We start from the raw sequence: 18,765 nt of genomic DNA, 5'->3' as shown, positions 1-18,765 counted from the left end.
GTCTCCCCAGAAGTCAGAACGTCGCGGCGGTGGCCGGCGGGCTCACGAGTACGAAGCCGAGCGACTGCTCGACCGGGTGGCCTTCGCAGCTCAACGAGTCGAACCTGTTGCCGACTCCGTTGGCACGGCAGCGGAACAGCTCCTTGGACGGCTTGTCGGCCGGTGCGGTGGTCCAGATGTTGCCCGCGCTGCCGATCTTCTGCTTGCCGCCGCAGGTGGAGTCCAGCGAGCTGAAGGTGTCGGTGCCCTCGCGGCACACCCAGAGCGTCGTGGTGCCCGGCTCACCGGTCATGGCGAGGTAGCCCAGGACGCCCTCCGACTTGTAGCCGGGCAGCACGCCCTGGGTGGTGCTCCAGTGGTCCCAGGGGAACTGCGTGGTGAGGTAGCGGACCAGCGGTGCGTAAGCCCGCAGGTAACCCAGGCGCTTGACCTTGGTCTGGCCCTCGCAGTCGGACGCCAGGGACGTGAACCGGTCGGCGTTGACCACGCACAGGTTGAGCTCGACGGTGGGGATGTTGACCGGCTTCACGGAGTAGACCGCGCCGGTCTCACCGATCAGCGTCGCGCCCTCGCAGTCCGCCGCGGTCGAGCTGAAGTGGTCGGTGCCCGACTTGCACGAGTACAGCCGTTGCGTGTTCGGCTCCGTCGGTGACACCGGCTGTCCCGCCACGCCCTCGTAGCGGTAGTTGGGCAGCGGCGGCACGGAGGTGAGGCCCGTGTAGTGCTCGCCGGTGCCGTTGATGCTGACGTAGCGGCCGAGCTGGCCCGCGGCCGGCAACGGGCGCGAGGCGTGTTCGAGGATCTTCGCCTCGGTCACCGCGCCTTCCACCGCGCGCACCTCGTCGACGAGACCCGCGAAGAGGTCGGCGTCCTTGCCCTGCCACCTGCCCTTGCCGATCGTCATCCCGCCGTCGGACGGCCAGAGCCTGGCCGACTCGCTTCCGGCGAGCTTGCCGTCGACGTAGAGCCGCAGCTGCCCGGCAACGTGGTCGTACACGCCGGCGAGGTGGGTCCAGCGCCACGTGACGGCCGGCTCCGCGGACTGCGCCTTCACCAGCGGCGCCTGGTCGGAGTCCTGGACGGGCGCAGCGAACACCCACCGCTTGGACTCGGGCCGGTACTGCAGGACGAACGTGCTGACGCTGGTGCCGTTCTGGCCGAGCACGGTGTAGGTCTTGTCGTCGCGCTCCAGCCGCGCCCACGCCTCGACGGTGAAGCTGTCACGGGTGTTGACGCCGTGCCACTGCGCCGCAGCGGACGCCGAGCCGTCCAGCTTGAGGGCGTTGCCGATCACCCCGGGCACGTACGAGGCGTTGCCAGAGGTCGTGGCGGTGTTGTTGCGCCACGTGCTGTCATTGCCGCTGTTCTCGTCGAACTTCCAGAGTCCGCTGTCGTTGAACGGCGCGTCGTCGTGGACCTTGCCGACCTCGCCCGCCGTCAGCGCGCTGCCGAAGACGCGCACGTCGTCGATGCCGCGGTAGAACCAGCTGCCCTTCACGCCGTTCACCTTGTTGCGGCCGATGACGAACGGTCCGTCGGCCTTCCACATGACCACGCCGACGTTGACCGCGGACAGCACACCGTTGACGTACAGGCGAAGTTGCTTCGAGGCGGCATCGTGGACGACCGCGAGGTGCGTCCACCGGTCGGTTTTGGCGAGCTCCGTCGAGAGCAGCACCGCGGAGGGCGCCCCGTCCTCGTCCTTGCTCGACTGGACCACCGCCCACTTTCCGGAGTCCCCGTCGTAGGACAGCGAGAACGCGCTCATCCTGGTGCCGTCCTGCGCCAGGACGGCTCGGCGGCCGGTGACGCCGGCCTGGGCGTACACCCAGGCGGAAGCGGTGAAGCTGCGCGACGTGTCCTCGATGACCGGCCCCGCGGTCTCGGCCGAGGCGGTGGAACCGTCGAGCGAGACACCGGCGCCGTTGCGCCCGCCGATCCAAGTGGGGGCGGTGCCGGTGAACGTCATCGTGTTGTTGCGGCCGCTGCTGTCGACCGCGGTCGTGCCGCTGCCGTCGTTCAGCTTCCAGTGACCGGCATCCGCCGCAGGCAGGGTCGCTGCGGGCTGGTCCTTCTCCGGGTACGACCGGAAAAGGCCGAACACACCCTCGTTGTCCAGGGCACCGGTGTAGAAGCGGACGTCGTCGATCGATCCCGCCCAGCGCTCGGCGGGGGCGCTGCGGAGCTTGGCGCGGCCGATCTGCAGGCCACCGTTCGCCTGCCAGACCGAGTTGACCACGCCGTCGCCGACGCGGTTGCCCTGCACGTACAGCAGCACCTGCTTCGCGGCGCGGTCGTACACACCGACGAGGTGCACCCACTCCGTGAAGTCCTCGACCTCCGCAGACACCGCGGCCACGGTCACCTTGGTGGCGTCGGTGTCGTCCTCGGTCATCTCGAACACCCAGTTGCCCAGGTGGTCGCGGTCCTTGAGGAACCCGAGGCGGAACTTGCTGTTGTGCTCGCCTTCCTGGCTCACCGCGACCCGCTTGCAGTTCGCGGAACAGGGCTCGGGCATCTTGACCCACGCCGACACGGTGAAGTTCTGGTCGGTGCGCACGACGGCTCCGGTCGAGACCTCTGCGTTGGTGCCGTTGAACGTCGCGGCGTTGCCGAGCCTGCCCACGCCGAACGCGGCGTTGGTCAGCGTGCCCGCCTTGCCGCCGACCGAGTCCGCGGCGTTCGTGCCGGTGCCCTCGTCGAACTGCCACTTGTGCACGAGGCTGAGGTCGCGGCCCGCCTTGTCGCGGATCTCGTCCGCGAACAGCACGCGGGTGTGCACCTCGACGTCGTCGATCGCACCGGGGAAGTAGTCGGCCTGCTTGCTGTCCCACAGCCCGCGGCCGATCCGGAACTGGCCCGTCGGGTGGTTCCACGCGTCGGGGTGTGCGACCGTGGCGGCCTCAACACCGTTGACGTACAACGTCATCACGTCACGCGCCGCGTCGTAGGTGCCCACGAGGTGGGTCCACACGCCCAGCTGGGCCACCGCGCCGATCGCCCGGTCGTGCCGCGCGCCGCCTCCCGCCTGGTCCGTCTGGAACATCGCGAACGCCCAGTGGCCGTCCGGCGTCGCCTGGAGCTGGAACGCGCTCGTCGTGGTGCCGTCCTGCGACAGCACCGTCGGCGACTGACCGTCGACGAGCTTGTCGAGCCGCGCCCAGGCGCTGACCGAGAAGTTGCGGGACGTGTCGAGGACGTGCGAGGCGTAGAGCGACGCACCGGGGACACCGCTGATGCGCAGGCTCAGGTCCTTCGGGTCGGAGTTGTCGCTCTGCCCGCTGCCCCAGCTGACCTGGTCGCCGAGCGACGCGGTGCCGTTGTAGCCGGACGTGTCGAGGCCGTCGCCGTCGAGCCGCCACTGGCGGACCGGGTCGGCGTCGAGCTTGACGATGTCGGCGACCTCGTCCGCCGCCAGGGCCCTGCTGTGCACCCGGACGTCGTCGAGGTCACCGCGCAGGGCGGCGCCCTGCTGGTCGTTGCCCATGACGAACGCGCCGGCGGAGTCCCAGAACGGCTTGGTCGCCGCGGCGCTCTCCGCGGGTGTCCCGCCGTTGACGTACAGGGACGCCTTCTTGGTGACCGAGTCGAAGACCGCCGCGAGGTGCGTCGGAGTGTTCGCGACGGCGGTGCCCGGAGCGGTCTGCGCGAGCACGTTCCACGCGGTGCTGCCGTTGCCTTCGGTCATGCCGAACTGCCAGCGGCCGTCCTTCTGCTGGAGCACGAACCCGCTGGAGTCCGGGCCGTCCTGGGACAGCACGGTCATCGTGCCGTTCGTGTCCGCGAGCGTGACGTAGCCGGAGACGCTGAAGCTCTTGTCCGTGCGGACAACGGGCCCCGTGGTGCGCACCTGGCCGGTGCCGTCGAAGCGCAGTGCGTGGTTCTTCGGCTGCGGGCGCTGCTCGAAGAACGAGACACCGCCGGACAACATCGCGGACTCGCCATTGGTCACCGAGTTGCGCGCGACGGTGGCCAGGTCCTCCTCGAAGCGCCAGTGGCCCGCCTGGACGTTGTCGCGCCGGACCTCACCGCGCACCTCGGCGTCGGTGAGCGGGCGGTCGTAGACGCGGACCTCGTCGATCCCGCCACGCCACCAGGTGTCGCTGACGCTGCCGGCCTTCGACTGACCGATGCGCAGTTCGCTCGCCGCGTTCCACGGTGTGGGGCTCCCCGGTGAGGTGCCCTGCAACACGCCGTTGACGTACAGCTTCAACTGGGAGTTGCCGGCGTCGTACACACCCGTGAGGTGGGTCCACGCTCCCGCCGTGGGCTCCTCCGTCGACCGCACGAAGACCACCTGGTTGTCCGTGATGGAGTCCTTGTGCGGCATCAAGAACACCCAACGCCGGGAGCCGCCCTCGTAGCGCAGGCAGAACCCGCACGTCTCGTTGCCCACCTGGGAGACCGCGGTCCCCCAGCTCCCGTCGACGGCGTCCACCTTCACCCAGGCGGACACCGAGAAGCTCGCGTCCGTGCGCACCGCGGTGGGCGCGGTGATGTGTCCTCCCGAGCCGTCCAGGTTCAGCGCGGAACCCAGCGGGCCGGACACGTAGCTCACGTTGCCGTGCGTGGTGCCGTGGCGGTCACCGAGGTACGCGCTGTCGTTGACGTTGCCGTCCAACGTGTACTGCGAGATCGCACCGCTGCCCGCGCGGACGTAGATGTGGTGCACGCGCTTCGGACCGGGGTTGCCCGCCTTGTCCCTGGACCGGACGAACAGGTCGCGCGGGCCGTCGCCCGGCGGCGTCAGCGTGACGGTGGCTTTGCCGCCGAGGCCGTTCGCGACGACCGAGTTGGTCATGGCGTCGTCCCAGCCGTAGTCGAACCTGTCGACGTCGGCGTCCTTCGCGGTGAACGTGAACGCGCCGGGCACGGTGGTGCCGCCGTGCCAGCGGTTGTCGTCGGGGTAGGCGAGGCTGCTGACGTCCGGCTGGTTCACCGGTGCGGTGCGGTCGATCCGGAACTGCTTCGGACCGATGACGTACCCGCCCTTCTTGTCACCGTCGCTCGCCGCCACGAACCACGTGATCAGGCGGTCGTCCGCGACGCCGGAGAGCGGCACGTCCTTCGCCGCCGTCGTCCCGGAACCGTGCGGGCCGGACGTGAACACGCGCTTGTTCTGCTTCGCCGGGTCGCCGGGGACGACGTCGTCGTAGACGTCCCAGATGCCGTTGACCTGGTCACCGTCCGGATCGGACAGTTTCGCGCGCAGCTGGATGGTGGAGTCGCCGACCCAGGGCATGCCTGCGCAGTTGGCGCACGCCTGGAGGTTGAGGTCCGTCGACGGCTCCTCCGGCGTGTTCGGCGTGCCGTTGTAGTAGATGACCAGCTTCGTCTTGCCGGGATCGAACTTCCGCCAGTAGTCCTGGTTGCCCTCGTCGGCCGCGCGGATCGAGAACGTCGAGTTGCCGGTCTTGTCGATCTGGGCCGGGAAGTTGGGGCTGGTGAAGGAGAGCGCCTTGTGCCCGGAACAGTTGCTGTACACCGACGGCACCGAGATCTCGCTGATCACACCCCAGTCGGCGGGCTGGTTGTTCCAGTTCGTGTTCCAGTCGACGTCCCACCGGGACTGGTACAGGCGGTGGTTGTGCTCCACGTTGCACGTGGGCGAGTGCACGACCTCGACGTCGAGCCGGGCGGAGGAGATGTCCTTGCTGCCGAGGAAGCTGGTGTTGTACTGGAAGTACGTCCTGGTCTTCAGGTTCCACCCGTAGGCACGGCCGGACCGCGCGGTGGGGCTGACGCCGATCCACCAGTACTCCGGCTTCTCGGCCTCGGTGTCGTAGCCGTTCCAGTGCTTGCCCTCGCGCATCGCGTTGGTGCCGTCGTCGTAGACGGTCGTCCAGCCGTCGTTCACCCCGACGTGCGGTGCCGGGTCGATGTAGACCGGGTAGACGGTCGCGCTGTCGGCGAGCATTCCCTGGTGGGGCACCAGTGTGAGGGCGTCGGCCGCGATCTCCACCCCGACCGGCTGCTGGTCGGTGCGCGGCGCGTCCGGGTTCTCCTGCTTCTTCGAGTCCCACATCAGCGAGGTGGGCACCTCGAACACCTTGGCGCCCGCGGCGTCGACCATGGTGAACGCGCCGTTCTCGGCGGGCTTCAGCTCCAGCCCGTCGGTCTTCACGCCGAGCCGGACGCGCTCGACGTGCCGGGCCGCCTCACGGTTCTTCACGATGATCAGCTGCTGGTACCCGTCGTTCCGCGCGATCATCCGCAGGTCGACGCCGGGCAGGACCTCGGTGTAGGTCGCGTTCGGACCGTCGAGCGCCGGCGCGGGCAGGGTGCCCGGCCAAGTGAGCGCGAACGACTTGCCGTCCTTGCGCAGCCGCACGAGCGGCTCTTCGGTGCCGCCGCGGGAGAAGGTGAGGCCGGTCTCGGTGGCCTTGGGCGTGATGCCGTCGCTGCCCGGCTCGAGCGCGGTCTCGATCGGCAACCACTTGCCGTCGCGCTGAATCCGTTGCGGAACAGCGGAAAGGAGGGCCTTGAGCTGTCCGTTCGGCTGAGCGAACACCTCACGCGTCGATGTCCGCATGCTGATCGCCTCGACCTCGGTGCCCTGAGCTCGGGCGGCGACCAGCGCGCTGCCGGTGTCGGGGGCCTCGGTGATCGGAACTGCCACGGGCGGCGCTTGCGGCGCGCTCGCGGTGACGACCACGGCGGTGGCCGCCATGGTCACGGCGAGAAGCGCCGCTACTGCGTTTCTGGGCGCGCGCAGGCATGACTGCCTCGCCGCAGGGCGGCGGTTGAACACGTAGATCCCCCGTGGTCACGCGCATGTCCCCCGACAACACGCGGACTAAACATCGACCCGCGAATAGTCACAAACGGTGCTGGGGTTACCTATAGTCCAACTGGGTGATACCGATCACGTGTGAGCGAAGTGTGAGTTCGGACAATTCGGAGAAATACCGTTCAGCCAGCTTTGATTGGGCCGAAATGATCGAACACGTGTTCGAGACTGGTCAGGTTCGAAACGTCAGCTCGAACCGGTGCGCGAAAGCCCGGTACGACCGTGCGTAGACGTCGGCGCTGTCCGCCACCCGTTCCCGCTCCTTCTTCAACACCTCACGAGCGGCACCGGCGTTCCCACCCAGCACGTGGATGATCGCGAGCTTGCGCGCCCGTTCGAAGTCGAGCAACGACTCCGGCTTCGCGACGAGCTCACGAGCCAGCGCGTCCCACTTCGCGTGCTTGTCGATGTACGGCAGGCCGTGCTTGACGAACGCGGCGACCAGCTCCGAAGCGGCCGCCGCGTGGTCACCGCCCGGCTCGAACGTCCACCGCCAGACGGGCTTGTCCCCCATCAGCGAGCCGAGTGGCGCCGAGACCAGGGGCATCCCCGGAATCCCGACGCCCAACGCGCGGCAGACCTCGTCGTAGCGGCGGAAACACACGCCCACCAGCGGGGTGAGCTCGAGAGACCCGGACACGCCGAAGCCGAGCCAGCCGGAAACGCCGTCACCGCGGTTCTGCAGCCAGACGTGGCCGCGGCGGACGAAGCCCGTCGGGCGCAGTGCGGTGTCCACGGCCACCAGCACGTCGGTTTTCGGGGAAGGTCTCACGGACGACAGCGTCCCACCGATGACCGCGCTCGGCAGGGTCAGTGCAGGACCGGCTGGAGGAACTTGGTCAGCTTCTCCACCGCGTCCTGCGGCACCTCGTCCAGGTGCTCCGTCAGCTGCAGAAGTATGCGGCCACCACCCAGGTGCTCAACGGAGAAGCACGGTGCGGAAGCGCAGACCTCTTGCACGCCACCCAAAGCGGCGACCTGACGCGGGCCGAGCAGCGTCGCCCAGTGCGGTCCGCGGGCCAACTCCGCTGCCGTGAAAAGGGATTCGTCGAGCCCCACGCCCACGGCCACCTCGTGCGCGGTCCGCACGCCGACCCTGTCCAGCGTGATCCAGCCACCGGACGCCCGCACCAGCGACGCTCCCGACCGGAACGCCGACAGCCACTCCTGTTGCACCACACGGGAAATCCAGCCGCCGAAGAGGGTTCGCGAGGCGGTGACCACGATCTGGTGCGGGAACGACGGGTCGTCCTTCAGCAGGACCTCCGCGCACCAGCCGCCGTCGACCAGCGGCAGGCCCTGGAAGTCGAGCTGGACGAGCTGCACGCGCAGGAACGACGGCAGGTCCGACAGTGCCTCGTCCCACGACGACGGGGTGAAGTCACCCGAAGAGAGCAGCAGCCGCGCGTAACCCGGCGGGCCCCAGGGAGTTGTGTCGGATGGAACGTAGTCGCGGGCCACCGACACCAGCTCCCGCACGGACGCGGGACACAGAGGTGCCAGCAGGTCGTCGAAGAGGGCCGCGAACCACTTGGCCAGCGCGGAACGGTCGACACCGGAGAACGTGTCCAGCTCCATGCGGACGACGTGCGGCGGCGACACAGGTCCCGGCAGCGTCAGATCTGTGCTCAAAGTGAGCGAACCCTATGGGTCCCAGGCGAAAACCGTTAGGGGCCAGTCCCGTGAAAGATTGACCCCTAACGGACGAACCTTCAGCCGCGCGACTGGTACTCGCGGAGCAGGCCGCGCGAGATGATCGTCTTCTGGATCTCCGACGTGCCCTCGCCGATCAGCAGGAACGGCGCCTCGCGCATCAGGCGCTCGATCTCGTACTCCTTGGAGTAGCCGTAGCCGCCGTGGATGCGGAACGCCTCCTGCGTCACCTCGGCGCAGTACTCCGACGCGATGAGCTTGGCCATGCCGGCCTCGACGTCGTTGCGCTGGCCCGAGTCCTTCAGGCGGGCCGCGTTGACCATCATCAGGTGCGCCGCCTCGACCTTGGTGGCCATCTCGGCGAGCTTGAAGGCGATGGCCTGGTGCTCGGCGATGGCCTTGCCGAACGTCTTGCGCTGCTGGGCGTAGTCGATGGCGAGCTCGAACGAGCGGATCGCGATGCCGCACGCGCGGGCGGCCACGTTCACGCGGCCCACCTCGACGCCGTCCATCATGTGGCGGAAGCCCTGGCCGGACACCCCGCCGAGGATCTGGTCGGCGGCGATCTCGAAGCCGTCGAACACCATCTCGGTGGTGTCGACGCCCTTGTAGCCCATCTTGTCGATCTTGCCGGGGATCGTGAGGCCCGGCAGGACCTCCCCGTAGCCCTCGGGCTTCTCGACCAGGAACGTCGTGAGGTTCTGGTGGGGCTTGTCGGCGCCCTCGTCCGTCTTCACCAGCACGGCGGTGAGGTTCGACGTGCCACCGTTCGTCAGCCACATCTTCTGGCCGTTGATCGTGTAGCCGGAGTCGCCCTTCACGGCACGGGTGCGGATCGCCGCGACGTCGGAGCCGAGCTCGGGCTCGGACATGGAGAACGAGCCGCGCACCTCGCCCGCGGCCATCCGCGGCAGGTACTTCTCCTTCTGCTCGGGCGTGCCGTGCTGCTTGAGCATGTGCGCCACGATGAAGTGGGTGTTGATGACACCGGAGACGCTCATCCAGCCGCGCGCGATCTGCTCGACGACGAGCGCGTAGGTCAGCAGGGACTCGCCCAGGCCGCCGTACTCCTCCGGGATCGTCAGGCCGAACAGGCCCATCTCCTTCATGCCCTCGACGATGTCGGCGGGGTACGTGTCGCCGTGCTCCAGCGTCTGGGCGTGCGGAATGATCTCCTTGTCCACGAACGTGCGAACGGTCGCGAGGATTTCTTCCTGGATGTCCGTGAGACCCGCGGTCTGGGCGAGGCGCGCCATCGCACTTCCCTTCCAAAGCAAGAGTTACCGGCGAGTATGGACCGGTTAACGCTCGTTTGCGACCGCGGTGTGCTCTCCGCAACACGGTGATGCCCGCTGTACCGAAACAGCATCACTCACCGGTGGAATCGCGCACCCGCACGCGACGAGGATCGCGTGGGGACCTTAAGATCCCCGCTCACCAGACCTAGGGGGACCCCGATGACCTACGACCCGTACAACCCGAAGCAGCCGGGGGACCCGTACGGCCAGCAGCAGCCCTACGGCCAGCCCGGCCCGTACGGCCAGCAGCCCATGTACGGCGGCTACGGCTACCCGGCAGCGCCCAAGCCGCAGACGAACGCGATCCTCGCGCTCGTGCTGTCGTGCGTGGGACTTGCCACCTGTGGCGTGACGGCCATCGCCGGCGTCATCTTCGGCCACATCGCGATGGGGCGGATCAAGCGGGGCGAGGAGGACGGCCGCGGCATGGCGCTCGCGGGCGTGATCATCGGTTACGTCGTGATCGTTGGGTGGTTGCTCTACCTGGCGATCATCATCATCGCGATCATCGCGGCGGCCAACCAGGGCATCCGGTAGCGAGACTCAGCTCGCGAGGACGATCTCCAGGGAGTCGCCGCAGTGGCGGCAGACGTCGGCGAACACGTGGACGTCGGCATCGCATCCCGGGCAGCTGCGGAAGCTGCGCTCGAGCAGGTCGTCCTCGCGGCGCTTGAAGAGCCGCAGCCGTCTGCTCGCCTTGCCGTTACTCGAACGTGACATGCCCCGAGCATGCACCGCACCGGGGGCCCGATCGCAAACCCCGGTGACGGATTGTGCGCCACCTCACCGGTTTTGAACGCAACCTGTAACGGTTGAACACTTTCAGTGACGGTTCAGGTGAAATGGCACACAATCCGTAACGAGATCAGTCCTCCGGCGGAGTCCAGACGTTCGACCGCGACATGCCCGCGGCGCGCCCCTTGCCGGAGATCACCAACGCCATCTTGCGCGACGCCTCGTCGATCATCTCGTCACCGAGCATCACCGCGCCGCGCTTACCGCCCGCCTCGGACGTGTAGAACTCGTACGCGTCGAGGATGTTCTCGGCGTGGTCGTAGTCGTCCTGCTTCGGGCTGAAGACCTCGTTGGCCGCGTCGATCTGGCCGGGGTGCAGCACCCACTTGCCGTCGAAGCCCAGCGCCGCGGAACGACCGGCGACGCGCTTGTAGCCCTCGACGTCGCGGATCTGCAGGTAGGGGCCGTCGATGGCCTGCTTGTCGTGAGCCCGCGCGGCCATCAGGATCCGCATCAGGATGTAGTGGTAGGCGTCGCCGACGTCGTAGCCGGGCGGCTGCTCGCCGACGACCAGCGACTTCATGTTGATGGACGCCATGAAGTCCGCGGGACCGAAGATGATCGTCTCGACGCGCGGGGACGCGGTGGCGATCGCGTTGACGTTGTTCAGGCCCAGGGCGTTCTCGATCTGCGCCTCGATGCCGATCTTGCCGACCTCGTAGCCCATCGTCTTCTCGATCTGCGTGATCAGGAAGTCGAGCGCGACGATCTGCTCGGGCGTCTGGACCTTCGGCAGCATGATGCAGTCGAGGTTCGCGCCCGCTCCCTCGACGACCTCGGTGACGTCGCGGTAGGTCCACTCCGTCGTCCAGTCGTTGACGCGCACGACGCGGGCTTTGTCGCCCCAGCCGCCCTCGTTCAACGAGGCGACGATGGTCTTGCGGGCGTCGGGCTTGGCCAGCGGGGCGCAGGCGTCCTCGAGGTCCAGGAACACCTGGTCCGCCGGCAGCGTGCGCGCCTTGTCGATCATCTTCTGGCTCGAGCCGGGGACCGCCAGACACGAGCGACGGGGACGCTGCTGGTCGACCACTGGGGTACCTCCTCGTACCGGCCGGTAACTATGTGCGCCACAGTGGCACGCATCATCTCCGGGCGCATATTCGCTGAGTCCGGTCTCACAAAGCCTGGCAGGCTGAACCGGTGGAGATCACTCGAGTTCTGGACGCGGCGCTGCGCAAGGCGGCGGCCGTGTGGATCACCTCGCCCGGCCACGAACCCCGTCTCGTGCACGCGCACTGGCGTGACGACGCGCTCTGGGTCATCACCGGCGGCACCGAGCAGCAGGTGCCCGGCCTGACCGACCAGGCACAGGTCACGGTGACCGTCCGCTCCCCCAGCACGCACTCGCACCTCATCGACGCTCAGGCCGTCGCGCACCTGACCGAGCCGGACGAGGAGACGGCTCAGGCGCTGAGAACAGCACGCCTCAACACCAAGCCGGAGTGGGATGCCGTGTACCGCTTGGAGTTCAGCGCATGATCACGGTTCCGGAAGGCTTCGGAAAGGCTCTCGGCGAACGTGCCGACGAGTGGGTGGCCTCACTGCCGAAGCTCGCCACCAAGGCGTGCGCGCGGTGGCGGCTGACCCCGGACGGGCCGCTGATGAACGGGATGTGCGCCATCGTGCTCCCGGTCCGCCAGGCCGACGGCCACCCGGCGGCCCTCAAGATCACCTGGGTCGGCGAGGAAACCGAGAACGAACCGCTGGCCCTGCGCCTCTACAACGGCGACGGCGCGGTGCGGCTGCTCGACCACGACGAGGAGCTCGGCGCGTTGCTGCTCGAACGCCTCGACCACACGCACTCGCTGGACGACGAGCCGATCGACAAGGCGATCGGGGTGATCTGCGGGCTGCTGCGCCGTCACCGCGACCTGACCGCGCCCGCCGAGATCCGCCGGTTCGAGGGCGAGCTGCGGGATCACCCCGCGATCCCGCGCGCACTGTTCGACGCCGCACGTGATGTTGCCGACACCAGGACCATGGGCACCACGCTGGTGAACGAGGACCTGCACTTCCTGAACGTGCTGCGCGGCGACCGCGAACCGTGGTTGATGATCGACCCGAAGCCGCTGTCCGGTGATCGCGAGTACAGCGTGATCCCGTTGCTGTGGAACAGGTTCGACGAGCTCGACGGCCGCAAGGGCCTGACCGACCGCTTCCTCGCGATCTGCGACGCCGGCGAGCTCGACGTGGCGAAGGCGCGGGACTGGACGCTCTACCGGGCGGTCGCGAACTGGGTGTGGTGCCTGGAAGAGGACTTGGAGGACTTTGCGGTCTTCTGCGCCGAGATCGCCCGGTGGGCGGCCAGAACCTGATCTAGCCTGGTCACTGTGGTGGCTGTGAACCGGGTTTACATCGCTCAGCTGGCCGGACTCCCCGTGTTCGGTCCCGACGGCGAACCCGTCGGCAAGGCCCGCGACGTCGTGATCAGCCTCCGGATCGACCGCCAGCCGCCGCGCGTGCTGGGCCTCGTCGTCGAGCTGGTGACGCGCCGGCGGATCTTCGTGCCGATGCTGCGGCTCACCTCGATCGAGCCGAACGCCGTGACGCTCGCGACGGGATCGGTGAACCTGCGGCCGTTCCACCAGCGCGTCAACGAGGTGATGGTGATCGGCGAGCTGCTCGACGCCAAGATCGAGCTCGCCGACGGTGGCACGGCGGTCGTCGTGGACGCCGCGATGGAGCTGACCCGCACCCGCGACTGGCGCGTGGTCCGCGTCGCCGGGCGGGAGCGCACCGGCAGGTTCGGGCTCAAGGGCCCGGTGCAGGTGTGGCGGTGGGAGGACGTCGGCGGGCTCAGCGTGAACGAGATCGCGGGTCAGCCGCAGGGCGCGCAGCAGCTGGTCGCGGTGTTCGAGGGCATGCGCGCCGCCGACGTGGCGAACGCCCTGCACGAGCTGCCTCCCAAGCGCCGCTACGAGGTCGCCGACGCGCTGGACGACGAACGGCTCGCGGACGTCATCGAGGAACTGTCCGAAGAGGACCAGAAGGACGTCCTGTCGCACCTGGACGAGGAACGCGCCGCGGACGTCCTGGAGGCGATGAACCCGGACGACGCGGCGGACCTGCTGGGCGAGCTGGCCGAGGGCACCAAGGACCGGCTGCTGGAGCTGATGGAACCCGAGGAGTCCGAACCGGTCCGGCGGCTGCTCGAGTACTCGTTCGACACGGCCGGCGGTCTCATGACGCCGGAACCGATCATCCTCACCCCGGACGCGACCATCGCGGAAGCGCTGGCACGCGTGCGAAACCCGGACCTCACCCCGGCGCTGGCGTCGATGGTCTTCGTGTGCCGCTCGCCGTCCGCGACCCCGACCGGCCGCTACCTCGGCTGCGTGCACATCCAGCGGCTGCTGCGCGAACCACCGTTCGACCTGGTCGCCGGCGTGCTCGACACGAGCATGGCGCGACTGTCGCCGAACGCCTCGCTGAGCGACGTGACGCGCTACTTCGCCACCTACAACCTCGTGTGCGCACCGGTCCTCGACGAGACCGAGCACCTGCTCGGCGCGGTCACCGTGGACGACGTGCTGGACCACCTGCTGCCGGACAACTGGCGCGAGACGGGACTGAGCCATGCCTGAACTGCTGCCCCGGCGCCGCCTCGACCAGCCGCGCGAGCCACGCGGCTTCCGCCTGTCCATCGACCCGGACGCGTTCGGTCAGTTCTCCGAACGCCTCGCGCGCTTCCTCGGCACCGGCAAGTTCCTGTTCTGGCAGACGCTGGTCGTCGTCGCGTGGATCACGGTGAACCTCGTCGCGGTGTCGCTGCAGTGGGACCCGTACCCGTTCATCCTGCTGAACCTGGCGTTCTCGACCCAGGCCGCCTACGCCGCGCCGCTGATCCTGCTCGCGCAGAACCGGCAGGACGACCGGGACCGGGTGTCGCTGGAGGAGGACCGGGCGCGGGCGGCGCAGACCAAGGCCGACACCGAGTTCCTGGCCCGTGAGCTGGCGGCGCTGCGGCTGGCCGTCGGGGAGGTGGCGACGCGCGACTTCATCCGCGGGGAGCTGGAGAAGCTGGTGAAGGAGCAGAACAACCTGAGGAAGGTCAGGCCCTGAGCCGCATCACGGCCTGACGCGGCCGCTCGCGACGAGGTCGTCCAGCACCTCGTGGATCGCGGGCGCCGTCTCCACGTGCGCCCGGTACTCGTCACGGGTCACGTACGTCAGCTCGGCGATCTCGCTCGTGGGTGCCGGTGTCCCGAGCAGCGACGCCGTGAAACAGGTCATGTCGACCATCGCGCCCTCCCCCTCGCCGTACGCGGGGGCGACGTAGCGCTTCAGGACCTCCGGCCGTGCCAGCCCGATCCCGAGCTCCTCCCGAACCTCGCGAACAAGCGCCTCGGCAGGGCTCTCACCAGGCTCGATCTTCCCGCCGGGGAGGTAGAAGGCCTTCTTGTTGCGTGAGCGCACAACGAGGAGGCGGCCAGCCTCGACGTGCACCAGTCCCACCACCGTGATCACGGGAACACGTCGTCCGCGGCCAGCCGATCACAGGTGCGGCCGAACGCCTCGAGCTCACCGGGGCCGAAGCTCTCCCCGAAGTGCTCGGCGACGCCGGCGAGGTGGGTGGTGGAGGCACTGCGCAGGCGCTCGGCACCAAGTGGTGTGAGCACGGCCACGATGCCGCGTCCGTCACCGTCGGCGCGTTCCCGCCCGACGAGGCCCGCACGTTCCAGACGGTCCACCAGGCGGGTCACGCCAGAGCGGGACAGCAGGACGGCATCGGCCAGTTCAGTCATGCGCATGCGCATGGAAGGCGTCTCGGCCAGTTGAACCAGCACGTCGTACGCCGCGAGCGAAAGGCGCTGCTCAGCAATCAGTTCGGCCTCGAGGACCCTCGTGATCCGTGCATGCGCGCGGAGGAACGATCGCCACACCCCTAGCTCGACACGGGTGGGCAACCGGGAACTACCCGATTCCGGCACGGGCGTCGATGTTACGGACAGCTCCGGCCCGGCTACGACCTGGCCCTCCGGTCAAAAGTGACCGGCCGGTAGGACGGGCGTGAACCGGACGTAGCATGGCCGGGTGACCACCACGCAGCCCCTCCCCACCGTCGAGGACGTCCGCAAGGCGCTCTCCGGTGTGCAGGACCCCGAGATCCGGCGCCCGATCACCGAGATCGGCATGGTCAAGGACGTCGAGGTGGGTGCCGACGGCGCCGTGGTCGTGGGTGTCTTCCTGACCGTCGCGGGCTGCCCGATGCGGGACAAGATCACCAAGGACGTGACCGCGGCCGTGGAGGCGCTCGACGGCGTCTCGTCCGTGCGCGTCGACCTGGACGTCATGAGCGACGCCCAGCGCACCGAGCTCCGCAAGACGTTGCGCGGCGGCACCGAGGAGCCCGTCATCCCGTTCGCCCAGCCGGGCTCGCTGACGCGCGTGTACTGCGTCGCGTCCGGCAAGGGCGGCGTCGGCAAGTCCTCGGTCACGGTGAACCTCGCCGTGGCGATGGCGGCGCGCGGCCTGTCGGTCGGCATCGTCGACGCGGACATCTACGGCCACTCGATCCCGCGCATGCTGGGCGCCGACGGCAAACCCACCCAGGTCGAGAAGATGATCATGCCGCCGCAGGCGCACGGCGTGAAGGTCATCTCGATCGGCATGTTCACGCCGGGCAACACCCCCGTCGTGTGGCGCGGCCCGATGCTGCACCGCGCCCTGCAGCAGTTCCTCGCGGACGTCTTCTGGGGCGACCTGGACGTGCTGCTGCTCGACCTGCCGCCCGGCACCGGCGACGTGGCGATCTCCGTGGCCCAGCTGGTCCCGAACGCCGAGATCCTGGTCGTCACCACCCCGCAGCAGGCCGCCGCCGAGGTGGCCGAGCGCGCCGGGTCGATCGCGCTGCAGACCCGTCAGCGGGTCGCGGGCGTCATCGAGAACATGTCGTGGATGGAGATGCCCGACGGTTCGCGCATGGAGGTCTTCGGTTCCGGCGGCGGCCAGGCCGTCGCGGAGTCGCTCTCGAAGTCCATCGGCTCCGAGGTGCCCCTGCTCGGCCAGGTTCCGCTGGACCCGCGCCTGCGCGAGAACGGCGACACGGGCACCCCGATCGTGCAGGCGGTGCCGGACTCGCCCGCGGCCGGGGTGCTGAGCGATGTGGCGAAGAAGCTGACCGTGAAGTCGCGCGGCCTTGCGGGCCGCCTGCTGAACGTCTCCCCCGCAGGCCGCTAACCCCTGCTTTCAGGGTTACGCGGGAGCCCCGCGTAACCCTGTGCGGTACGCGGGGCTCCCGCGTACCAAAAAATCAGGTCGCGTCCGGGTCGTACGGCGGACGCTCACCAGGCGCCAGCGGCCGCTGCTCCGGCGCGGGCGGCGTCGACGGCGTCGGGTAGCCGTTCGCCTTGGTCGGCTCGGGGTCGTCGAACAGGTGCTTGGTCACCGCGCGCTTCGGGTCGAAGTTGCGCAGCTCCCGCAGGTCCTCGAGCGGCTTGCGGAGCTGCTCGAACTCCGGGCCCATCTCCTGCTTGAGCTGTTCGCGCGCGCCCGTCGCGTACTCGCGGACCTGGCGCACCGTCTTGCCGAGCCAGGCCGCGGCGGACGGCAGGCGTTCGGGCCCCAGGATGAAGAGACCCGCGACGACGATGATGAGGATCTCTACCCATCCGATGCTGTCGAACACAGGTCCCAGCCTACTTCTCAGTCGCTCTTCAATGTCACGTCGAGTTTCAGCTCGCGGCTTTGGCGGGCCAGCGTGACCTGGACGGTCTGGCCGATCTCGTGCTCCCGGACGGCCACGACGAGCTCGGCCGCGTTGCGGACCATGCGGTTGCCGACCTTGGTGATCACGTCGCCCTCCTGGATGCCGGCGGCCGCGGCGGCTCCACCGGCGGGGACGTTCTGCACCTGAGCGCCCTCGGAGGTCTCGGCGGACACGGACTTCACGTTGACGTTCATGTCCGCGTGCTTCACCGAGCCGTTGCGGATCAGCTCCTGGCTGATCTTGCGGGCCTGGTTGCCGGAGATCGCGAAGCCGAGCCCGACCGAACCGCCCGTCTCGGTGCGGATCGAGGAGTTGATGCCGACCAGCGCGCCGCGTGAGTCGACCAGCGCGCCGCCCGAGTTGCCTGGGTTGATGGCCGCGTCGGTCTGGATCGCGTCGTAGGTGACCTGGGGGCCGCCGTTCTCACCCGCCGCCGTCACGGGGCGGTGCAGCGCGGAGACGATGCCCTCGGTGACGGTGTTGGACAGCTGCAGCGGCGAACCGATGGCGATCACGCTGTCGCCGACCTGGAGCTCGTCGGAGTTGCCGAACTGCAGGACCGTGGGGTTGGTGACCTCGACCTTGATGACCGCGAGGTCGGTCTTGGGGTCGCGGCCGACGACGCGGGCCGCGGCGCGCGTGCCGTCGGTGAAGACGGCGCTGAGCTTGGCCGACGAGTCCTGCGCCGCCGGGGCGACCACGTGGTCGTTGGTCAGGATGTAGCCGCCGCCCTCGATGACGACGCCGGAGCCGACGCCCGCGACGTTGGCGCCTTTGAACTCGATCGACACGACGCTGGGCGTCACGCGCTTGGCGATGTCGGAGATCGATCCGGCCGGACGTTCCTTGCCCTGCTCGATCTCGGCCAGGGTCACGGTCGAGTCGGTCAGCGGGTTGCCCGCGCGTCCGATCAGCCAGCCGACCAGGCCACCGGCGGCGCCCACGAGGAGCGCGACGGTCAGCAGCAGCGCGAGCGCGGTCGGCTTCACGCGACGGCCGAAGATCAGCTCGGGAACGCTCAGCTGCGGACCCGGCTCGGGTTTCTTCTCAGGTTCGCCCGGCGGGTCCTCGCCGACGGCGGGCGGACCGATCACGGCACCGGAGGCCGGGTCGCGCCACGGGTCACCCGCCGGCTTGTCGCCCCAGAACACCGGGTCGATGTCGGGATCGGGGTCGGAGACGGGCTGCGGCGGACGTTGCAACAGCTCCGACGAGCCCTGACGGCCGAACGCGGTCGCGAGGGACTCGGGAGGCGGCGGCGCCGACTGCACGGCGGGCACGGGCACGTCACGCGTGGCGAACGCGCCTGCCACACCGTCCGGGCGGCCGAAGGCGGAGGCGTACGCGGGGTCGACCGGCGGCTGCACCAGGGGGCGTGGCCGGAGCCTGCGGTGCGCTCCGTCGTCCACTCCGGAAACGGGCGTGGGCGTCTGGCCGTTGGGCGACTGCTGGCTCATCTCTCCCCGAATTTTCCGCTAGGAGTGCTGAGTTACAGCCTGCCTCACGAACAGTGAAATGAC

16 protein-coding genes are annotated in these 18,765 nt (G+C 69.0%); 6 read left to right on the top strand and 10 right to left on the bottom strand.

Annotated elements, in window-relative coordinates:
• Window positions 1-13: 13 nt before the first annotated feature.
• From AOM45_RS27415 to AOM45_RS27400, 4 genes are all read right to left on the bottom strand, one after another.
• Window positions 14-6,670, bottom strand: coding sequence for a laminin G domain-containing protein (locus tag AOM45_RS27415; protein WP_051784646.1), 6,657 nt, complete (start codon window positions 6,668-6,670; stop codon window positions 14-16).
• Window positions 6,671-6,962: 292 nt separating this feature from the next.
• Window positions 6,963-7,562 carry a hypothetical protein gene (locus tag AOM45_RS27410; protein ID WP_156094381.1) on the bottom strand — a complete coding sequence of 200 codons (600 nt, stop codon included), beginning with the start codon at window positions 7,560-7,562 and terminating at the stop codon, window positions 6,963-6,965.
• 38 nt (window positions 7,563-7,600) lie between these two features.
• Window positions 7,601-8,422 carry a hypothetical protein gene (locus tag AOM45_RS27405; RefSeq protein WP_156094380.1) on the bottom strand — a complete coding sequence of 274 codons (822 nt, stop codon included), beginning with the start codon at window positions 8,420-8,422 and terminating at the stop codon, window positions 7,601-7,603.
• 80 nt (window positions 8,423-8,502) lie between these two features.
• A complete protein-coding gene (locus AOM45_RS27400) occupies window positions 8,503-9,699 on the bottom strand; it encodes an acyl-CoA dehydrogenase family protein (RefSeq protein WP_030473006.1) in 1,197 nt (398 codons plus the stop codon).
• A 201-nt stretch (window positions 9,700-9,900) separates the two neighbouring features.
• Here AOM45_RS27400 and AOM45_RS27395 point away from each other — a divergent pair, with 201 nt between their 5' ends.
• On the top strand, window positions 9,901-10,278 hold the full coding sequence (locus AOM45_RS27395) for a DUF4190 domain-containing protein (protein ID WP_030473005.1): 378 nt from the start codon (window positions 9,901-9,903) through the stop codon (window positions 10,276-10,278).
• Window positions 10,279-10,284: 6 nt separating this feature from the next.
• Here the strand turns inward: AOM45_RS27395 and AOM45_RS51125 are convergent, their stop codons facing one another.
• Together AOM45_RS51125 and AOM45_RS27390 are read right to left on the bottom strand one after the other, a co-directional pair.
• A complete protein-coding gene (locus AOM45_RS51125; protein ID WP_156094379.1) occupies window positions 10,285-10,461 on the bottom strand; it encodes a hypothetical protein in 177 nt (58 codons plus the stop codon).
• 145 nt (window positions 10,462-10,606) lie between these two features.
• Entirely contained in the window at window positions 10,607-11,566 is a 960-nt protein-coding gene (locus AOM45_RS27390) for an HpcH/HpaI aldolase/citrate lyase family protein (protein WP_030473004.1), read from the bottom strand.
• 110 nt (window positions 11,567-11,676) lie between these two features.
• Between AOM45_RS27390 and AOM45_RS27385 the strand changes: the two genes are divergently transcribed.
• The 4 genes from AOM45_RS27385 to AOM45_RS27370 are packed head-to-tail and all read left to right on the top strand — an operon-like array spanning window position 11,677 to window position 14,598.
• Window positions 11,677-12,015: a hypothetical protein gene (locus AOM45_RS27385; RefSeq protein ID WP_236703847.1), complete on the top strand. Its 339-nt coding sequence runs from the start codon at window positions 11,677-11,679 to the stop codon at window positions 12,013-12,015.
• Complete coding sequence (locus tag AOM45_RS27380) at window positions 12,012-12,851, top strand: aminoglycoside phosphotransferase family protein (RefSeq protein WP_030473002.1); 840 nt, start codon at window positions 12,012-12,014, stop codon at window positions 12,849-12,851. Before AOM45_RS27385 ends, AOM45_RS27380 begins: the two co-directional genes overlap by 4 nt.
• 15 nt (window positions 12,852-12,866) lie before the next feature.
• Complete coding sequence (locus AOM45_RS27375; RefSeq protein WP_030473001.1) at window positions 12,867-14,120, top strand: magnesium transporter MgtE N-terminal domain-containing protein; 1,254 nt, start codon at window positions 12,867-12,869, stop codon at window positions 14,118-14,120.
• On the top strand, window positions 14,113-14,598 hold the full coding sequence (locus AOM45_RS27370; protein WP_030473000.1) for a DUF1003 domain-containing protein: 486 nt from the start codon (window positions 14,113-14,115) through the stop codon (window positions 14,596-14,598). Before AOM45_RS27375 ends, AOM45_RS27370 begins: the two co-directional genes overlap by 8 nt.
• 6 nt (window positions 14,599-14,604) lie before the next feature.
• Here the strand turns inward: AOM45_RS27370 and AOM45_RS27365 are convergent, their stop codons facing one another.
• A complete protein-coding gene (locus AOM45_RS27365; RefSeq protein WP_030472999.1) occupies window positions 14,605-15,003 on the bottom strand; it encodes an NUDIX hydrolase in 399 nt (132 codons plus the stop codon).
• Window positions 15,000-15,443 (bottom strand): MarR family winged helix-turn-helix transcriptional regulator, encoded by a 444-nt coding sequence (locus tag AOM45_RS27360; protein ID WP_236703846.1) that lies wholly within the window; start codon window positions 15,441-15,443, stop codon window positions 15,000-15,002. Before AOM45_RS27360 ends, AOM45_RS27365 begins: the two co-directional genes overlap by 4 nt.
• A 127-nt stretch (window positions 15,444-15,570) precedes the next feature.
• Here AOM45_RS27360 and AOM45_RS27355 point away from each other — a divergent pair, with 127 nt between their 5' ends.
• Window positions 15,571-16,716: an Mrp/NBP35 family ATP-binding protein gene (locus tag AOM45_RS27355; protein ID WP_030472997.1), complete on the top strand. Its 1,146-nt coding sequence runs from the start codon at window positions 15,571-15,573 to the stop codon at window positions 16,714-16,716.
• Between the two features lie 73 nt (window positions 16,717-16,789).
• On the opposite strand, the gene tatB is transcribed toward AOM45_RS27355, so the two are convergent.
• Complete coding sequence (gene tatB, locus AOM45_RS27350; RefSeq protein WP_030472996.1) at window positions 16,790-17,164, bottom strand: Sec-independent protein translocase protein TatB; 375 nt, start codon at window positions 17,162-17,164, stop codon at window positions 16,790-16,792.
• A gap of 17 nt (window positions 17,165-17,181) precedes the next feature.
• Window positions 17,182-18,702, bottom strand: coding sequence for a S1C family serine protease (locus AOM45_RS27345; protein WP_030472995.1), 1,521 nt, complete (start codon window positions 18,700-18,702; stop codon window positions 17,182-17,184).
• Window positions 18,703-18,765 lie beyond the last annotated feature (63 nt).

The sequence above is a fragment of the Lentzea aerocolonigenes genome, from assembly GCF_000974445.1.
Lineage (GTDB): Bacteria > Actinomycetota > Actinomycetes > Mycobacteriales > Pseudonocardiaceae > Lentzea > Lentzea aerocolonigenes.
Note: the sequence above shows the minus strand (reverse complement) of the source record. Positions and strands in the feature narration are given on the sequence as shown.